The sequence below is a fragment of the Streptomyces sp. NPDC048258 genome (genome assembly GCF_043201995.1).
Taxonomy (GTDB): Bacteria; Actinomycetota; Actinomycetes; order Streptomycetales; family Streptomycetaceae; genus Streptomyces.
In genome coordinates this window covers 1-15,971 of the sequence record NZ_JBICZH010000032.1, presented here as the reverse complement: position 1 = coordinate 15,971, position 15,971 = coordinate 1, and the positions used below count along the sequence as shown (strand labels likewise).

Annotated in this window: 12 protein-coding genes and 1 pseudogene; 3 read left to right on the top strand and 10 right to left on the bottom strand. The window is 73.8% G+C overall.

From position 1 onward, the window contains the following. Positions 1–31: 31 nt before the first annotated feature. Together ACGFYQ_RS38515 and ACGFYQ_RS38510 are read right to left on the bottom strand one after the other, a co-directional pair. Positions 32–2,020, bottom strand: coding sequence for a glycogen debranching N-terminal domain-containing protein (locus tag ACGFYQ_RS38515; protein WP_393751466.1), 1,989 nt, complete (start codon positions 2,018–2,020; stop codon positions 32–34). A gap of 209 nt (positions 2,021–2,229) precedes the next feature. Then, complete coding sequence (locus ACGFYQ_RS38510; protein ID WP_393751463.1) at positions 2,230–3,492, bottom strand: DUF4192 domain-containing protein; 1,263 nt, start codon at positions 3,490–3,492, stop codon at positions 2,230–2,232. A 123-nt stretch (positions 3,493–3,615) separates the two neighbouring features. On the opposite strand from ACGFYQ_RS38510, the gene ACGFYQ_RS38505 reads away from it, so the two are divergent. Beyond that, positions 3,616–5,775 (top strand): RecQ family ATP-dependent DNA helicase, encoded by a 2,160-nt coding sequence (locus ACGFYQ_RS38505; RefSeq protein WP_393751461.1) that lies wholly within the window; start codon positions 3,616–3,618, stop codon positions 5,773–5,775. 215 nt (positions 5,776–5,990) lie between these two features. Continuing rightward, entirely contained in the window at positions 5,991–6,620 is a 630-nt protein-coding gene (locus ACGFYQ_RS38500; RefSeq protein WP_393751459.1) for a hypothetical protein, read from the top strand. A gap of 245 nt (positions 6,621–6,865) precedes the next feature. On the opposite strand, the gene ACGFYQ_RS38495 is transcribed toward ACGFYQ_RS38500, so the two are convergent. Together ACGFYQ_RS38495 and ACGFYQ_RS38490 are read right to left on the bottom strand one after the other, a co-directional pair. Beyond that, positions 6,866–7,480 carry a hypothetical protein gene (locus ACGFYQ_RS38495; RefSeq protein WP_393751522.1) on the bottom strand — a complete coding sequence of 205 codons (615 nt, stop codon included), beginning with the start codon at positions 7,478–7,480 and terminating at the stop codon, positions 6,866–6,868. Between the two features lie 76 nt (positions 7,481–7,556). Next, the gene (locus ACGFYQ_RS38490; protein ID WP_393751457.1) at positions 7,557–8,267 is read right to left on the bottom strand and encodes a ribonuclease HII; all 711 of its coding nucleotides are present in this window, start codon (positions 8,265–8,267) and stop codon (positions 7,557–7,559) included. Between the two features lie 470 nt (positions 8,268–8,737). Between ACGFYQ_RS38490 and ACGFYQ_RS38485 the strand changes: the two genes are divergently transcribed. Next, on the top strand, positions 8,738–10,297 hold the full coding sequence (locus tag ACGFYQ_RS38485; protein WP_393751455.1) for an MFS transporter: 1,560 nt from the start codon (positions 8,738–8,740) through the stop codon (positions 10,295–10,297). A gap of 77 nt (positions 10,298–10,374) precedes the next feature. On the opposite strand, the gene ACGFYQ_RS38480 is transcribed toward ACGFYQ_RS38485, so the two are convergent. From ACGFYQ_RS38480 to ACGFYQ_RS38455, 6 genes and pseudogenes are all read right to left on the bottom strand, one after another. Next, positions 10,375–12,150 carry a DUF4173 domain-containing protein gene (locus tag ACGFYQ_RS38480; RefSeq protein WP_393751453.1) on the bottom strand — a complete coding sequence of 592 codons (1,776 nt, stop codon included), beginning with the start codon at positions 12,148–12,150 and terminating at the stop codon, positions 10,375–10,377. A gap of 171 nt (positions 12,151–12,321) precedes the next feature. Beyond that, positions 12,322–13,239 carry an ADP-ribosylglycohydrolase family protein gene (locus ACGFYQ_RS38475; protein WP_393751451.1) on the bottom strand — a complete coding sequence of 306 codons (918 nt, stop codon included), beginning with the start codon at positions 13,237–13,239 and terminating at the stop codon, positions 12,322–12,324. Positions 13,240–13,250: 11 nt separating this feature from the next. Next, entirely contained in the window at positions 13,251–13,910 is a 660-nt protein-coding gene (locus ACGFYQ_RS38470; protein WP_393751449.1) for a histidine phosphatase family protein, read from the bottom strand. 72 nt (positions 13,911–13,982) lie between these two features. After that, positions 13,983–14,588 (bottom strand): YdbC family protein, encoded by a 606-nt coding sequence (locus ACGFYQ_RS38465; protein ID WP_362390981.1) that lies wholly within the window; start codon positions 14,586–14,588, stop codon positions 13,983–13,985. Positions 14,589–14,620: 32 nt separating this feature from the next. Then, positions 14,621–15,514, bottom strand: coding sequence for an arylamine N-acetyltransferase (locus tag ACGFYQ_RS38460; RefSeq protein ID WP_393751446.1), 894 nt, complete (start codon positions 15,512–15,514; stop codon positions 14,621–14,623). Positions 15,515–15,602: 88 nt separating this feature from the next. After that, positions 15,603–15,971: pseudogene (locus ACGFYQ_RS38455) on the bottom strand (vitamin B12-dependent ribonucleotide reductase); the annotation flags it as partial.

Genomic DNA, 15,971 nt, shown 5'->3' with positions numbered 1-15,971 from the left:
TTTGGTGGCCTCGAAGAGGCTGGAGTGGACGCTAGCCTCCCAGTACGAGCGCATCGGCGGCCTCCTCCACCATGCCGAGGCCGAGCCGGCTGATCCGGACGGCGAAGGGCTCCCCCGACACGCGCAGGCCTGAGAGGCGCAGTGCGCCGAGAGGTGCGCCGGGGAGTGGGGCGAGGGCGACCGTACCCGCAGGGGCGTCGGGGCGGATCCCGGCGAGGGCGGTCAGGACGTGCACCCCGGCCGCCGCGGCCACAGCGGCCGGGCGGCAGGCCGCCGGGTGCGGGAGTGGGGCGCTGCCGGAGGTGCGCTGCTCGGCCGCGTACATCTCCGGCAGCCGGTACCCGAAGCTCTCCGCCGCGTCCAGCAGGCCCCGGAGCAGGCCGGTGGCCTCCTTCTCGAAGCCCGCCTGGGCCAGTCCGGCCACCGCCACGGCGCTCTCGTACGCCCGCACCGCACCGGAGCGGTGGCCGAACGGATTGTGTCCCGGCTCCCTGGCCGCCATGCTCCGCAGTCCCCATCCGGAGTCCATGACGGGTGCTCCGAGCAGCCGGGCCAACTGCTCGGTGCGGGCCCGGTCCAGGAGCCCCGGGGCGAGCCGGCCGCCGCCGAGGAGGCCTGTGTCGAGCAAGTGGGCTGCGGCCCCCGTCAGCCGGGGCAGCGGCCGACCGTCGGGATGCAGGGCCGCCGCGGGCCGGCCACCGTCCGGGCCGTCGATCCAGAACTCGGCCCGGAACCGCTCCCGCAGCGCGGCCGCCCACTGCCGCCACTCCTCGGCGCCGGGCCGCCCGCATGCGGAAAGGAGATCGGCGCCGAGCAGAGCGGCCCGGTGGGCGTGGGCCTGGGTCTCGCAACGCCGGGGCCCCGGCTCCGGATCGGCCAGGAAGCCGTCCTCGCCCAGAGCGCCCCGCAGCCAGTCGAGGCACCGCTCGGCGGCGGGGAGCAGCCGGTCCACCTCCTCCTCCGGCATCCCCCAGAGCCGGGCTTCGGCGAGCACCGCCGGGAAGGCCAGGGTCGCCTCCGTGCCCGTGCACCCCGGGGGGAGCTGCGGGCCCGCCCCCCGCAGGGGTCCCGGGATCTTCCCCGCGTCGGGCCCGCGTCCGTCGCTCTGGTTGCGGGCCAGGATCCGCAGGGTCGACGCGGCCAGTCCGGTCCCGAGCGGCAAGGCCATCCGGGCGGCCCAGAGGGACTCCGCGGGTGCCAGCCCCAGCCGCCACGGCACCCCCGCCGCCGCGAAGGCGTCGCCCGGCTCGGCGGGATCCCTGAGGAGCAGCGCCCTGAGGTCCTCGACGCTGGCCAGGAACCACGCCTCGGCTCTCGGGTCGTCCCCTTCGGCCCGGGCGTCGGCGAGCGGGTTGGCCACCTGCCCGGCGGGTGCCCGGGCGGCGCGGTCCTGCGTGGTCCGCAGCTCGATGGTGCGGGACTCACCGGGTCCGAGTTCGAGCTGCCAGCGCAGCAGCCCGGACGAGGCCAGCGCGTCGTCCGGCGGCGGGTCGGCGACGGTGACCGCCTCGGCGTCGCCGGTAGTCCAGCGCAGCCCGGCGGCATGCACCGCGGCGGGCAGCTCCGGCCCGGCCCGGCCGGCGGCCACGGCGGCCAGCTCCGCCAGGTCTGTGCCGAGCAGAACCTCCACGGAGAGACGCAGCGGCCGGGCCGTGAAGCTGCGCAGGGTGATCCGTTCGGTTCCGTCCGCGTGGCGGACCCGTTCCACGCCGACGTCCGGGTCGGGGCCGGGCTCGGCACCGGTGCGCACCGTGGCGGTGAAGGCGGCCCGGTCCGCGCCGAGGCTGCGCCCCTGGACGGTCACCGGGTCCCGCCCGCCGACGCGCAGCACGCACCGGGAGAGCAGTCGCCGACCGGAGCGGTAGATGCCGTCGATCCCCCGCCCCGTCAGCTGGCCGTGCTCCGGCGAGATGACCAGACAGGGCGCGGCGACGCAGATGACGGCGCCGTGCACGGGCGGCGGCTCGGACCTGCGGGCGGCAGGCACGCCGGGTGGTCGGGAAGGTGCGGGGTGAGACATGCGTCGCCTTGTCTGCGCTCCGGTCGGTTCGGCTGGGCGGCGGCGCGGCCGGGCCCCCACCGCCCCCCAGCTGAACGCCCCCACCCCCGCCCGGGTCACGGGCCGCGGCGCCGGCCGCCCGCGCCCGGGACGACGCCGCCGCCCAAGGACCGAGCCCAGGGCGCTTCGGAGCCACCGCGCCGGAGTCCCGGACCCGGACCGACGGGCGCTCACTGCCCGCTCCCCGCGGTGCGGCGGGGCTCGCGGCGGGGAGCGGACTTGCTGCGGCGGCCGGGGGGACGGGTACTCGCCGTCCGGCGCCCCGGCCGGGGCTCGCGGCGCCGCCGTTCCTCCCGGAGGCACTCCCTCAGCCCCTCGGGGTCGATGCCCTCGTTGCAGGCGTGGTGGAGGAGTTGGGCGAAGCGGTATTCGCCGTCCGCCCGCAGGGCCAGGCCGAGGGCGATCCGGGCGGTCGGCTCGTCCCCGGTGGACCAGGAGACCCAGCCCGCGAGGGTGAGCGGGGCCGCCGCGTGCTCTCCGTAGGCTCCGACACAGCGCCGGGCGAGGGCCCGCCACAGCCGTAGGGCGGGGGCCGCCTCCTCGTCCTCCATCCACTCGGCCGCGATGTCCCGGATCTCACGGTCCTGGAGGCCGAGGATCAGTGAGGCCGCCTCGTCGTGGCCGAGCAGCGCGTCGTCCCAGTCGTCGGCGTGGGGACCTCCCTCGACGGGTGGCGCGAGGGTCATCCGCCGCATCAGTGACTGGGCCAGCGTGAGGGTCTCGGCGCCGACCTCCTCCCGGGTGGCCCCGTCGAGGATCTTCGGTACGAGGGCGGCGGCCGCCCGGTCCAGGGCCAGCTCCATCTCCGCGGCGACGGCCCCGCGGAGCGGCATCAGCCGCCCCTCGATGTCCTTGAGGGAGCCTCGGACCTGGAGCCCCGCGAAGGTGGCCGCGGCGGCCATCACGGAGGTGCCGACCGCGGCCAGCGGACTGCCCTCGGCCGGGCAGCAGCGCTCGTCGGGGCATACGTAGGACCAGAAGCGGCCGGCGGAGAGGCACAGCGCCTCCAGCACGGGCACGTCCAGCGCGCCGCATGCCAGCCGGATCCGCTGGGCGAGCGGCCGCAGCCGGGTCATCACCCGCTGGCCGCTCTCCTCGCCGAGCGGTTCCTGGCAGAGGAAGACGACGATGCCGTCGGGCTTGGCGCCGCGTCGCTCGCTGCCGCGGATCAGGCAGTCGGCGACCTGCCGCGCGGTGTCCTCCCATTCCGCGGGGGTGGCCGGGATGCCGACGCGCAGCCGACCGCCGAAGCGCCCGCCCTCGCCGTGCACGGCGACCATGACAAGGGAGTCGGTGGGGTGGAAGCCGAGCATGTAGGGCAGCGCGTCGGCCAGCTCGGCCGGGCTGCGCAGGGTGATCCGGGGATCGGTGGCGGATCCGGCCGTGATCGACGGCCGGTCGGACGGGGTGCGTGATTCGTGGTTGTTCGTCATGTCCCGAAGATCCCGTGCGTGATCCGATCCCGAAAGCCCTGTGGATAACCAATTGACCGTTCAACATCCACAGGCCGGGAGCGCCATTGGCGCTATGTCAGAGGCATCGGGTTGCATGGGGGCATGAACGCAGACCTGAGGTCCTCGGCCGACTCCGTACTCGCCCGCCTCGTGGGCGACACCACGGGCACTGCTCGGCTGCGCGAGGACCAGTGGCGGGCGATCGAGGCCCTCGTCGCGCACAAGCGGCGGGCGCTGGTGGTACAGCGCACGGGCTGGGGCAAGTCCGCGGTGTACTTCGTCGCCACCTCGCTGCTGCGGGCGAGCGGCGCCGGTCCGACCGTGATCGTCTCCCCGCTCCTCGCCCTGATGCGCAACCAGGTCGAAGCCGCCGCCCGCGCCGGGATCCGCGCCCGCACCATCAACTCCGCCAACCCCGAGGAATGGGAAGGCATCCAGGCCGAGGTCGCCGCGGGTGAGGTCGACGTCCTGCTGGTGAGCCCCGAGCGGCTCAACAACCCGGACTTCCGCGACCAGGTGCTCCCCAAACTCTCCGCCGCCACCGGCCTGCTCGTCGTGGACGAGGCCCACTGCATCTCCGACTGGGGCCACGACTTCCGTCCCGACTACCGGCGGCTGCGCACCATGCTGGCCGACCTCCCGCCGGGCGTCCCGGTGCTGGCCACGACCGCCACGGCGAACGCCCGTGTGACGGCCGACGTCGCGGAACAGCTCGGCACCGGCGCCGGCACGGACGCGCTGGTCCTGCGCGGCCCGCTGGACCGCGAAAGCCTGAGCCTGGCCGTACTGACCCTGCCGGACGCGGCGCACCGGCTGGCCTGGCTCGCCGACCACCTGGGCGAGCTCCCCGGCTCCGGGATCATCTACACGCTGACCGTCGCGGCGGCCGAGGAGGTCACCACGTACCTGCGCCACCGCGGGCACACGGTCTCCTCGTACACCGGGAAGACGGAGAACGCCGACCGCCAGCAGGCCGAGGACGACCTCCAGGCCAACCGCGTCAAGGCACTGGTGGCCACCTCGGCCCTGGGCATGGGCTTCGACAAGCCCGACCTCGGCTTCGTGGTGCACCTGGGCTCCCCCTCCTCACCCATCGCCTACTACCAGCAGGTCGGCCGCGCGGGCCGTGGCGTGGAGCACGCCGAGGTCCTGCTCCTGCCCGGCCGGGAGGACGAGGCGATCTGGCAGTACTTCGCCTCGGTGGCCTTCCCGCCCGAGGAGCAGGTGCGCCGCACCCTCGACGTACTGGCCCAGGCGGGCCGGCCGCTGTCGCTGCCCGCCCTGGAGCCGCTGGTCGACCTGCGCCGCACCCGGCTGGAGACCATGCTCAAGGTCCTGGACGTGGACGGCGCCGTGCACCGGGTCAAGGGCGGCTGGACCTCGACCGGCGAGCCGTGGGCGTACGACGCCGAGCGCTACGCGTGGGTGGCCCGCCAGCGGGCCGCGGAGCAGCAGGCCATGCGCGACTACGCGGCGGCCACCGAGTGCCGGATGGAGTTCCTGCGCCGCCAGCTCGACGACGAGGAGGCCGCCCCCTGCGGCCGCTGCGACAACTGCGCCGGGGCCCGGTTCACCGCCGACGTCTCCACCACCGCGCTGGACACCGCCCGCGGCGAACTCGGCCGCCCCGGCGTGGAGCTGGAGCCGCGCAAGATGTGGCCGACCGGGCTCGCCGCGGTCGGCGTGGACCTCAAGGGCCGCATCCCGGCCGGGGAACAGGCCGCCACCGGCCGGGCGCTGGGCCGGCTGTCCGACATCGGCTGGGGCAACCGGCTGCGCCCCATGCTCGCCCCGCAGAGTCCGGACCAGCCCATCCCCGACGACGTCGCACAGGCCGTGGTGGCCGTCCTCGCCGACTGGGCCCGCGGCCCCGGCGGCTGGGCCTCGGGGGCGCCGGACGCCCCGACCCGGCCGGTGGGCGTGGTCGCGCTGCCCTCACGAAGCCATCCGCAGCTGGTCGGTTCACTGGCCGCGCGCATCGCCGAGGTGGGGCGGATGCCGCTGCTCGGGACGGTCGCCTACACGGATCAGGTCCCGGAGTACGGTCTGCCCTCCTCCAACAGCGCCCAGCGGGTGCGGGGGCTCCACCAGGCCTTGACCGTGCCCCCGGCCCTGGCGGCGACATTGGCCGAGGCGGCGGGGCCGGTGCTCCTCGTGGACGACCGCGCGGAGAGCGGCTGGACCCTCGCCGTGGCCGCCCGGCTGCTGCGGCGGGCGGGCGCGAAGGGGGTGTTCCCGCTGGTGTTGGCGGTCCAGCCGTAGCCGAATGCGTCATCTTCGGCGTGGCGGGGCAAGGATATGAACGGCATACCGGCGAATTCCGGTCGACGGCCTCAATTGCTCGTTGCCGCATGCTCGGGAGCCACGCGAGAATTGGAGTGCTCCCGCTCGGCTCCGCGGCACTCTCCTGGGCCGCGCCGCGGCGCGCCCACACTCCAGCCGTGCCCGTCCGCGGGCGTGTACCCGAAGGGAGGACCGTGACCTTCGGATTCGCCCCGCCCTCGACCACGTCCCTGACAACGGCCACCGGCGGCGCCAGCCGGCACGGCCGGCTGCTGGAACCCGCCGAATGGACGGCGGCGGGAATTCCGCTGCTGCGCAATCCGCGCGAGGTCGTCAGCGGCCTGCACTCGCGGCACGGACCGGTGCCGTCGACCGCGGTCATAGCCGTCCTCGGCCCGGAGGAGCAGCTCGTGGCGAGCGCCTCCTTCATGCAGCGGTCGACCTCGGCCGACGGCTGGGAGTACCGCAACGCCCTGCTCTCCGCACTGCGCCGGGTCCTCCCGCACGACCTGCGGAGACGGACCCCGGTGCGGACGGCGGTGCTGCTCTACTGCCGCGAGGGCGACGAGCGGTGGACCGAGGAGGACGGGGCGTGGATGTGGGGGCTGCGGGACGCGTGCACCCTGCACGGGCTGCGCTGCGGCGCGTACATCACGCTGACCCGGGGCGGCTGGCAGGTTCTCGGCGAGGGCCGGGGCGGCCGGCGGCCCAGCTCGGACTCGCGGCCCCAGCGGCTCGGTGACACCGTGGCCGAGTTCTCCCCGCTCGCCCTGCACAGCGGTGGCGGCGCGGCCGAGGCCCTGCGCCGGACCGCCGCGCGCTGACCCTCGTACCGCCGCCCGACCGCACGACTGCGCACCCGGACGGGCGGATCACCGGCTCACGGACCACCGAAACGGCGCACCGCCGGCACGTGAACCAACACGCGGACCACCTGCGGGCGGACTCCGGCGGGCACGCCCCACGGCCGTACACCCGGGTACGGGGGTACGGCGGACCAGCCTCCGGGCTTCAAGCGGGGCCGGCCCATGGCCCGCCCCGCCCCTCGCCCGCGCCGGGATACGGGGCGTCAGACGCCCGCACCCAGCACGGAGTTGATCTGCTTCGGGTCGCCGCAGACGATCAGCAGCGCACCGGCCCGCGCGAGCGCGACCGGCAGAGCGCCCGCGACCGCGTCGACCTCTCCGCCATTGACGGCGAAGACCACGACCGGACGGCCGGAAGCACGCTTGACCTGCGCAGCGTCCGCGTAGAAGACGTCGTCCCCGGCGTCGTGCAGGGCCCAGTACGCGGCCTCGCCGAAGGACAGCTCGTGCGCGGCCCACGGGTGCGGGTCGCCGGTGGTGAGCACCAGGATGTCACCGGGCGCGCGCCCGGTGTCGAGCAGCAGGTCCACGGCCTCTTCGGCCGCGTCCAGCGCACCCTCGGCGGAGGCCGGGATCAGCTGGATCTGCGGCACCGCCGCCGAGACGGACGGCGCGGCGGGAGCTGCGGTGGCTGCGGGAACGGGTCCGGCGGTGGCCTGCTGCGCGGGCGGTGCGGGCCGGACGGGACCGGGGCGTCCGGGCCGGGGCACGGCGGCGGGACGCGGACCAGGTACGGGGCGGGGGGTCTGCGCGGTGCGGCTCGCGGCCGGCGTGACGCGGGGACCCTGGGCACTCTCGTGAATCTGAGGCTCCTCGATGGCGGGGTGAGAGGCGTGACGTTGTGTCTATCAAACGCCGGTACGAAACGTACCGGTCAGTGGCACGTGGGTGCGATCAGAAATCGAAGCCGAGTTGGCCTCCGTTTTCCAGCTCCATCGACTCCTCGCTGCGGCGCACCTTCTTGAGGTGGCGCCACCGGGGAAGCGCGTCGAGGTACGACCACGAGAGCCGGTGGTAGGGGGTGGGCCCCAGTTCCTCCAGCGCCGCCCGGTGCACAGGTGAGGGGTATCCGGCGTTGGCGGCGAAGGCGAAGTCCTCGATTCCGCCGCCCTGTTCGCCTATTTCGGCCATCATGCGGTCGCGACGGACCTTGGCGATGACCGAGGCCGCCGCGACGGCGACGCAGGACTGGTCGCCCTTGATCACTGTACGGACCTGCCAGGGCGAGCCGAGATAGTCGTGCTTGCCGTCGAGGATCACCGCGTCGGGCCGCACCGGCAGCGCCTCCAGAGCGCGCTCCGCCGCGAGGCGCAGGGCGGCGGTCATCCCCAGCTCGTCGATCTCCTCCGGGGAGGAATGCCCGAGGGCGTACGCGGTGACCCAGGCTTCCAGGACGTCGACGAGGGCGTCGCGCCGCTTGGCGGTGAGCAGTTTGGAGTCGGTGAGCCCCGCGGGCGGCCGGCGCAGACCGGTGATCGCCGCGCACACGGTGACGGGACCGGCCCAGGCCCCTCGTCCGACTTCGTCGACCCCGGCGATGACCTTGGCGCCGGTGGTTGCACGGAGGGAGCGTTCGACGGTGTGGGTGGGTGCTTCGTACGGCATGGCGCCAGCAAGGTTACGCCGCCCCGCGCCGCCTGCACACCCCGGCCCGGGTCCGACACGGCTCCGTCCCGGTTCCGACCCGCATCCGGTCCGTAGCCGGATCCTCTCATTCGCTCCCGCACACCTCCGCGCGGTACGCCAGCGTCACCACAATGACATCCGCGACAAACGGACCAGGCGCGTCCGACCACACGTCACCCCGCCCGGGTTCCGCGCCACACAAGCCCCTGATCAGCCGCTACGTCACCTCCCCTCATCCGGACCGGACACCTCCGCGAAACCGGTGGGCACACCCGTGGTCGCACTCGCGAAGGAACGATCACCGGACCCGGCCGCCGCCGGCCGGCTCGCGCCCGCCTCGCGTGAATTTTCGGCCCGGGTGAATCCTTTCGTTCACCAAGGATTCGCTCCTACCGTGGTCCCGCAGTGAACGGTCGCGTTCACCCTTTCACTTTGGGGGGGGATCCTCAGTGACAAGCTCTCAACTCGCCGAACCCCGGATACCGGGCGCGGCACGCCGGGAGGGGCGCCCCGGCCTGGCGCTCGCCGTCATCGCCGCATGCCAGCTCATGGTCGTCCTCGACGCGACGATCGTGAACATCGCGCTCCCGCACATCCAGACCGCCCTCGACTTCAGCACCACCGACCTCTCCTGGGTGCTGAGCGCCTACACGCTCACCTTCGGCGGCCTGCTCCTGCTGGGCGGCCGGGCCGGCGACATCCTCGGCCGGCGGCGCGTGTTCATGACCGGAATCCTGCTCTTCACGCTGGCCTCCCTCCTCGGCGGCTTCGCCCAGGAACCCTGGCAGCTACTCGCTGCCCGCGCCCTCCAGGGGGTCGGCGGCGCGATCGCCTCCCCGACCTCGCTCGCCCTGATCACCACGACCTTCCCCGAAGGCCCCGAACGGAACCGGGCCTTCGGGGTGTTCGCCGCCGTCTCCGCCGGCGGTGGCGCCATCGGCCTGCTGGCCGGCGGCATGCTGACCGAGTGGCTCGACTGGCGCTGGGTGCTCTTCGTCAACGTGCCGATCGGCGTGCTGATCGCGATCCTCGCCCCGCTCTACATCAGCGAGTCCGAACGCCACCCCGGCCGCTTCGACGTCGCCGGCGCCCTCACGTCCACAGGCGGCATGGCCTCGCTGGTCTACGGATTCATCCGCGCCTCGGAGGACGGCTGGCGCGACCCGCTCACCCTCGGCTCGTTCGCCGCGGCCGTCGTCCTGCTCGCGCTCTTCGTCGCCATCGAGTCCCGGGCCCCCGAACCGATCATCCCGCTGCGGATGTTCGCCGACCGCAACCGCGCCGGCACGTACGTGATCATGCTCGGCCTGGCCGCGGCGATGTTCGGGATGTTCTTCTTCATCGTCCAGTTCGTGCAGAACGTCCTGGGCTTCTCCCCGATCCAGTCCGGACTCGGGTTCCTGCCCGTGACCGTCGCCATCGTCACGGCCGCCGGGCTCTCGCAGCGCTTCCTGCCCCGCTTCGGCCCCAAGCCGTTCATGGTCACCGGAACCGCCCTCGTCGGCGCCGGGCTCACCTGGCTGACCTTCATCCGGACCGACTCCTCGTACCTCGCCGGGGTACTCGGGCCGATGCTGCTGTTCGGCTTCGGCATGGGCCTCAACTTCGTGACCCTCACCCTCACCGCCGTCTCCGGAGTCGCGCCGAAGGAGGCGGGTGCTGCCTCCGGGCTGCTCAACGCCAGCCAGCAGGTGGGTGGTTCCCTGGGCCTGTCCATCCTGGTCACCGTCTTCGGCACGGCCGCCCGCACCGAGGCCGACCAGCAGATCGCCGCCTTCATGGCGCAGGCGCAGTTGCAGCCGGACCGACTGGCCGCCTTCCAGGAGACCGGGCAGCTGCCCGACCCCTGGGGCGACCTCGTGCTCACCCAGGGCATCTCCACCGCGTTCGGCGCCGCCGTGGCGATGGCGGGCCTCGCCCTGGCCACCGCGCTGCTGGTGATCCGGGTGCGCAAGAGCGACCTGGAAGCCCTCAACGGAGCCGCCGCGAAGAGCGGTCCGGCGGCCTGAGCCGGCCGGGCCGGACGTACGGCGGCCCGGAAGCGTACCTTTCCCGCTCCCGGGCCCTCGTACGCGTCAGGCTCGCCCTAGTACTCGTTGCGGCTGCCGAACGTACCGAGGCGCGAGCAGACCTCGTACGGGGCGGTCACCGGCCGCTCTCGCAGGATCTGGCGGGCCCGGTACTCGCCGAGGCTCATGGCGTACCAGGGGACGTCGCCCGCCCTGGACATCTCCTCGTTGATCCCGCGCAGGGCGCAGGACCGCTGGGGCTCGGGCAGCCGGTCCAGAGCCGGCACGGCGTCCGCCGACAGGCTCTGGAAGTAGGCCAGGTCTATCTTGGCGTCCGCCTCGAAGCGGGCCACATTGCTCTCGGCGACCATCCCGTCCGGGGACAGCAGCCCGAAGGCCAGGACACCGGCCGCCACGCTCCCCGCGACCGCGCGCGGCAGCCAGCGCGCGCCGAACACCCCTGCCGCCATGATCAGCACGATGACCAGCCCGAGCCACAGCTCCATCGCGGCCACCGACACACGCAGCCTGGTCAGACCGTACGCGTCCACGTAGAGGTCCATCCGGCGCAGCGCGGAGGCGACGACGACCAGGGTCAGCGCACACAGCACCCCGAGGACGACGCGGACGAAGCGGCGGTCGCCCGCTCCGTCACGCGGGGCCCAGCGCAGAGCGAGGGCGATCACGGCGAGGGTGAGCAGGGTGGCCCAGAGCAGCTGCCAGAAACCTTGCCGGGCGTACTCGGCGTAGGTGAGGCCGGTGCTCGCCAGGACCTTGTCGTAGCCGCCGAACAGGACGGCCAGCTGCACGGCGTTGAAGCCGGCGAAGAGCAGGTTGAGCACGACGAGCGGCAGGGCCCACTCGACGCGCGACCTCGGCCTGCCGGGGGTGACCTTGATCCGGTCCCAGCGCAGCGGGGCCGCGGCCGCGCGGGCGGCGGCCAGAGCGAGAAGGGCGCCGACGAGGAAGAGCAGGGTCCGGACGGGCCCGTCCCCGACGGAGATGTCCGGCGTCAGCCCGCCCAGCAGATCGGCGAAGGCCGCGTCGGCGGAGGCGAACAGCGCGCCGAAGAGCAGCAGGAGGGCCACCGCCACCGCGGCGGCCTTGACGACGGGCAGCCAGCGGTCCTTGCTGACACCGCTGCGCGAACGCAGGCCGGACCAGGCCCAGCCGACCCCGGACACGGCGGCGTCGAAGAAGCCGAGCGGGCTGAGCAGGACTCCGGGCCAGGTGCGGCTGCCGTGCAGGGCCAGTGCGCCCAGCAGCACGGCGGAGAGGATCGCGAGGGTGGACGGCCACGCCGAGTCGCGCAGGGCGGGTACGGCCAGGAGGGCGAGGCAGCCGACCGCCCAGACCACGGTCCAGGGGCGGGCCGTACGACGGGCCGTGCGGGCGGCGGTGTACGCGGCGACGACGGCGGGCACGACGGCGAGCAGCAGGCCCGGGCCCATGCCGTCGCCGAGGAGCAGGGCGGCGGCGAGTCCCGCGAGGCCGGCCGCGGCGAGGGTGGCGGTCCCGATGGGGGCGGCCTGGGCGGGCCGCACCAGTACGGCCCACGCGGGTGGCGCGGCGGCCTTGGCGCGGGCCGTGGCGGCCCGTTCGCGCCACTGCTGCTCCTGCCAGGCCTGCCAGGCGGCGGCGTCTGCCGGGACCCCGGAGCCCGGCCCCGCAGGTCCGGCGGGCCCGGCCGCTCCGGCCGCTCCGGCGGGTCTGTCCGCGGCCGGAGCCGTGTCCGCGGGCGGATCCCCGGCCGCGGACACCCCGCTGGGCACTCCGGTGGACGCATCCTTGGCCGCCCCGTTGAACGTGCCTTCGGCTGCGGTCTCGCCCACCCCGTCGGTGTTCTCTGACATCGGGTTCCCCTCCCACGTCGGCCGCCCCGGAGTTCCGGTGGGGCGGCGAAGCGGACAGAGTAGGCCGATGCCCTGCAGTTTTGAACAGGATCAAAAGAGTCCTGTGGCAGGACCGTGACAATCGGAACGGGAGCTTTCACCCCGCCGCCAGGACGCCACGGCCGACAACCGCTAACCCCTCGCGGCCTCCGGCAGCCAGGCAGGCAGGGCCTCCGTGCGCGCCAGCCAAGCGGCCGGCAGCACCTGGTCCCCGCGTGCGCCCAGCACCCCGCCGACGATCGCGCAGGTCGTGTCGACGTCCCCGCCCACCTGCGCGGTGGTCCAGAACGCCCGCTCGTAGTCGTCCAGCGACCGCGCCGCCGACCACAGCGCGAACGGCACGGTGTCATGGGCGCTCGTCCGCCGCCCGCAGCCCAGTACGGCCGCGACCGTGGTCGCGTCGCCGTAGTCCAGCATGTCGCGCGCCCGGCGCACCCCGGCGCCGACCGCGCTGCGCGGCACCAGCGCGATCACCCCGTCGAGCAGGTCGGCGGCCTTCGGCGGCCCGGCCGGGTTCGCCGCGAGCGCGGCCGCGGCGGCGACGGCCATGGCACCGCAGACGGCCTCGCGGTGCTGGTGGGTGGTGTAGGCGGAGATCTCCGCCTGGTGCGTGGCCTGCTCGGGGTCGTCGGCGTACCAGGCGCCCAGCGGCGCGATCCGCATGGCGGCGCCGTTGCCCCACGAGCCCTGCCCGTTGAACAGTTCGGCGGCCAGCGTGCGCCAGTCCTCGCCCTCCCGGATCAGGCGGAGCATCCGGTTCACGGCGGGCCCGTAGCCCCGGTCGAAGTCGTGGTGGTGGGCGAAGGAGCTCGCCAGCGCGTCCTGGTCGACGCGTCCGTGCTCGGCGAGCACGGCCACCACCGAGCAGGCCATCTCGGTGTCGTCGGTCCACTGCCACGTGTCGGTGCCGGCGGGGAGTTCGCGCCGCTTGAGGCGCGGGTAGTTCACGGGGACGAAGTACTGGGAGCCCAGGGCATCGCCCAGCGCCAGACCGCGGAGGCTGGCCATGGCGCGTGCGTAGCGCCGTTCGGGAGTGGAGTCAGGGGTCATCGCGGGTCACTCTAGCCGTCCAGGTCGTAGGGCTCGGGTGTGGTCCACCGCTCAAACGGGCGGTCCATCCGGTACCGGCCGTCCGGTCCGAGCACGAGTGTCCGGAATTCGCCGTTCCCGGGATTGGACAGGGCCTCGAACTCGGCCACGGACCAGTGGAACCACCGCATGCAGAACAGCCGCATGGTCAGCCCGTGCGTCACCAGCAGCACGTTCTCGGGGTGGTCCGGGGCTTCGAAGCTCCGGTAGAGACTCTCCAGGAACGACCCGACCCGGTCGTACACGTCGGCTCCCGACTCCCCCTGCGCGAAGCGGTAGAAGAAGTGGCCGTACGCGTCCCGGTACGCCTTCTGGAGCCGTACGTCGTCCCGGTCCTGCCAGTTTCCCCAGTCCTGCTCGCGCAACCTCGGCTCCTCGCGCATCCGGACCCGCGCGGGGTCCAGCCGCAGTTCCCGGAAGGTCTGCAGGGTCCGGCGGTACGGGGAGACGTACGCGCTGATCGTCTCGTCGCCGAAGAGTTCGCGCAGCCGTTCGCCGACCTCGGCGGCCTGCTCGCGGCCGTTCTTGGTCAGCCGTAGGGCGTGGTCGGGTTCCCGTTCGTACACCGAGTCGTCGGCGTTCCCCTCGGATTCCCCGTGGCGGACAAGGACGATGCGCCGTGGTCGAGCCATCCCACGACCCTATTCGGCCACCGGCGGGCCGACCGACCGGGCACGCCGGTCGGCCGGACGGTCGTCGTACGGTCATACCGTCCAGGAGGGCTCGAGGTCGACGACGTCACCGGTGAGGGCCTCGACATCGGCCTGGATCTGGGCGCGCAGGGAGAGCCGCTCGACCCGTTCCTGCCGGTACTTGCCGTGCTCGGCGGCCGCGTGCCACATCGACAGCACCAGGAACTCCCGGCCCGGGGCCTCCCCGAAGAGCCCGCGGATCATGCCGGGCGAGCCCGCCATGGCCGGATTCCACACCTTCTCCTGCATGAGGGCGAAGTGGTCGACCCGGCCTTCCCGGACGCGGGTGTGCGCCACCCGGACGACGTCGGCGTCAGTGAAGCGCGGCTCGAAACCGGTCTTCACGTCGAAGCGGTGGTCGAAGAGCGTGACCCGCGAATCGGTATAGGTGCCGTGCTGCGCGGCGGCCAGCCGGTCGTGGCTGCGGGCCATGAAGGAGTCGTAGAAGGAACGGCTCTCCCAGAACGCGAAGACATGCGCGACCCCCTGCCGGCCTCGACTCCAACCGCCGCCCTGTCCCCGGAATCCCGGCTCGCCCGGCAGCCCCGCCCATTTTCGCTGCCCGCGCTCGAACCCGCGTCGGTCCGTCACCGTGCAGCGAATCCACTTGACCAGCACGGCGCCATCGTACGGTCCCGGCGCGGCCCGGGTCAGTCCCCGGCTCGGTGGATCCGCACCAGTTCCGCCGCATCCCGCTCGGGCAGCCGAAGCCCGAACTCCCGGTCGAGCAGGGCCAGCAGCTCGTCCGGGCCGATGGCCCGCCGCTCGTCCCGCCCGTCGGGGTGCAGGAGGGTGAGCTCCCGCCCGACCAGTGCCCGGCGGACGTCGCCGCCCGGGTGCTGGACGATCACCCGCCCGATGAAGGCGGAGCGGGGGTGGGTGGAGCTGTAGTGGTTGAGCAGGAGGTAGTCGACGGGGTGGTACCGCTGTGGGGAGAACGCGTACAGGTCGCGCCAGGTTCCCCCGCGCAGGAGCCCCAGCACGAGGATGCCGTCCTCTTCCTCGCGGACGCGGTACGTCCACTCCCCCTGCCGCACCTCGGCACCGGGCCGCCCCAGCGGGACGGGCTCGCACGGCCCCTGGTAGCCGAACCCGGCGTCGCAGAGCCACGGTTGTCCCTCGACGGTGACGACGAGGACGGCGTGCGTCACCGGTGTCAGGGAGTCCCCGCGGGTGCGGTTGCGGGCACCGCGCCCCGAGACCTCGAAGCCGATCCGCTCCAGGGCGGCGGCCAGCAGCGAGTTCTGCTCGTAGCAGTAGCCGCCGCGGCGGGCGTGTACGAGCTTGTCCTCGATCGCCTTGACGTCCAGCGCGACGGGGCGGCCGAGGAGGACGTCCAGACTCTCGAAGGTGATGGCGGCGGTATGTGCCCGGTGCACGTCGTACAACGTGTCGAGGTCCGGCCGGAGTTCCCCTGTCGCCCCCGAACCTCCCCGAAATCCGATCCGCGCCAGATAGGCGTCCAGGTCCAGCTCGTCACCGCTCCACATGGCTCCCGCCCCTCCCCGTATCCCCGTGTCCGCCGCGTCGTCCGCGTGGTCCACACAATGATCGCGGGCCTGAAAACGCCGGAGGCGGGCAGGTCCCCTGGGAGACCTGCCCGCCTCGGCGGATCACGACATCAGCCGGATGTCAGCTGCAGCCGCTGGTGGAGCCGCAGCCCTCGCAGATGTAGCAGGAGCCGGCGCGCTGCATCTTCGTACCGCAGGAGAAGCAGAGCGGGGCGTCGGCCGAGACGCCCAGCTGCATCTCGACCAGTTCGGCGCTGCTGTGCGCCGTCTTCGGGGCGGGGAGCGAGACGGCCGCGGCCGGCTTCGGCTCCGACGGCACCGCGGCCAGCGGGGCCGACTGCGCCAGGGACTCGGTGTCCAGCTCCTCCTCGAGGGGCTCGTAGGAGCCGGTCTCCAGGTGGCGCTGGCGCTCCTCGGCGGTGTGGATGCCGAGGGCGGAGCGGGTCTCGAAGGGCAGGAAGTCGAGCGCCAGGCGACGGAAGATGTAGTC

Coding starts and splice junctions, on each gene's coding strand:
- ACGFYQ_RS38515 (WP_393751466.1), bottom strand. CDS start 2,020: ATGTCTCACCCCGCACCTTCCCGACCACCCGGCGTGCCTGCCGCCCGC.
- ACGFYQ_RS38510 (WP_393751463.1), bottom strand. CDS start 3,492: ATGACGAACAACCACGAATCACGCACCCCGTCCGACCGGCCGTCGATC.
- ACGFYQ_RS38505 (WP_393751461.1), top strand. CDS start 3,616: ATGAACGCAGACCTGAGGTCCTCGGCCGACTCCGTACTCGCCCGCCTC.
- ACGFYQ_RS38490 (WP_393751457.1), bottom strand. CDS start 8,267: ATGCCGTACGAAGCACCCACCCACACCGTCGAACGCTCCCTCCGTGCA.
- ACGFYQ_RS38480 (WP_393751453.1), bottom strand. CDS start 12,150: ATGTCAGAGAACACCGACGGGGTGGGCGAGACCGCAGCCGAAGGCACG.
- ACGFYQ_RS38475 (WP_393751451.1), bottom strand. CDS start 13,239: ATGACCCCTGACTCCACTCCCGAACGGCGCTACGCACGCGCCATGGCC.
- ACGFYQ_RS38470 (WP_393751449.1), bottom strand. CDS start 13,910: ATGGCTCGACCACGGCGCATCGTCCTTGTCCGCCACGGGGAATCCGAG.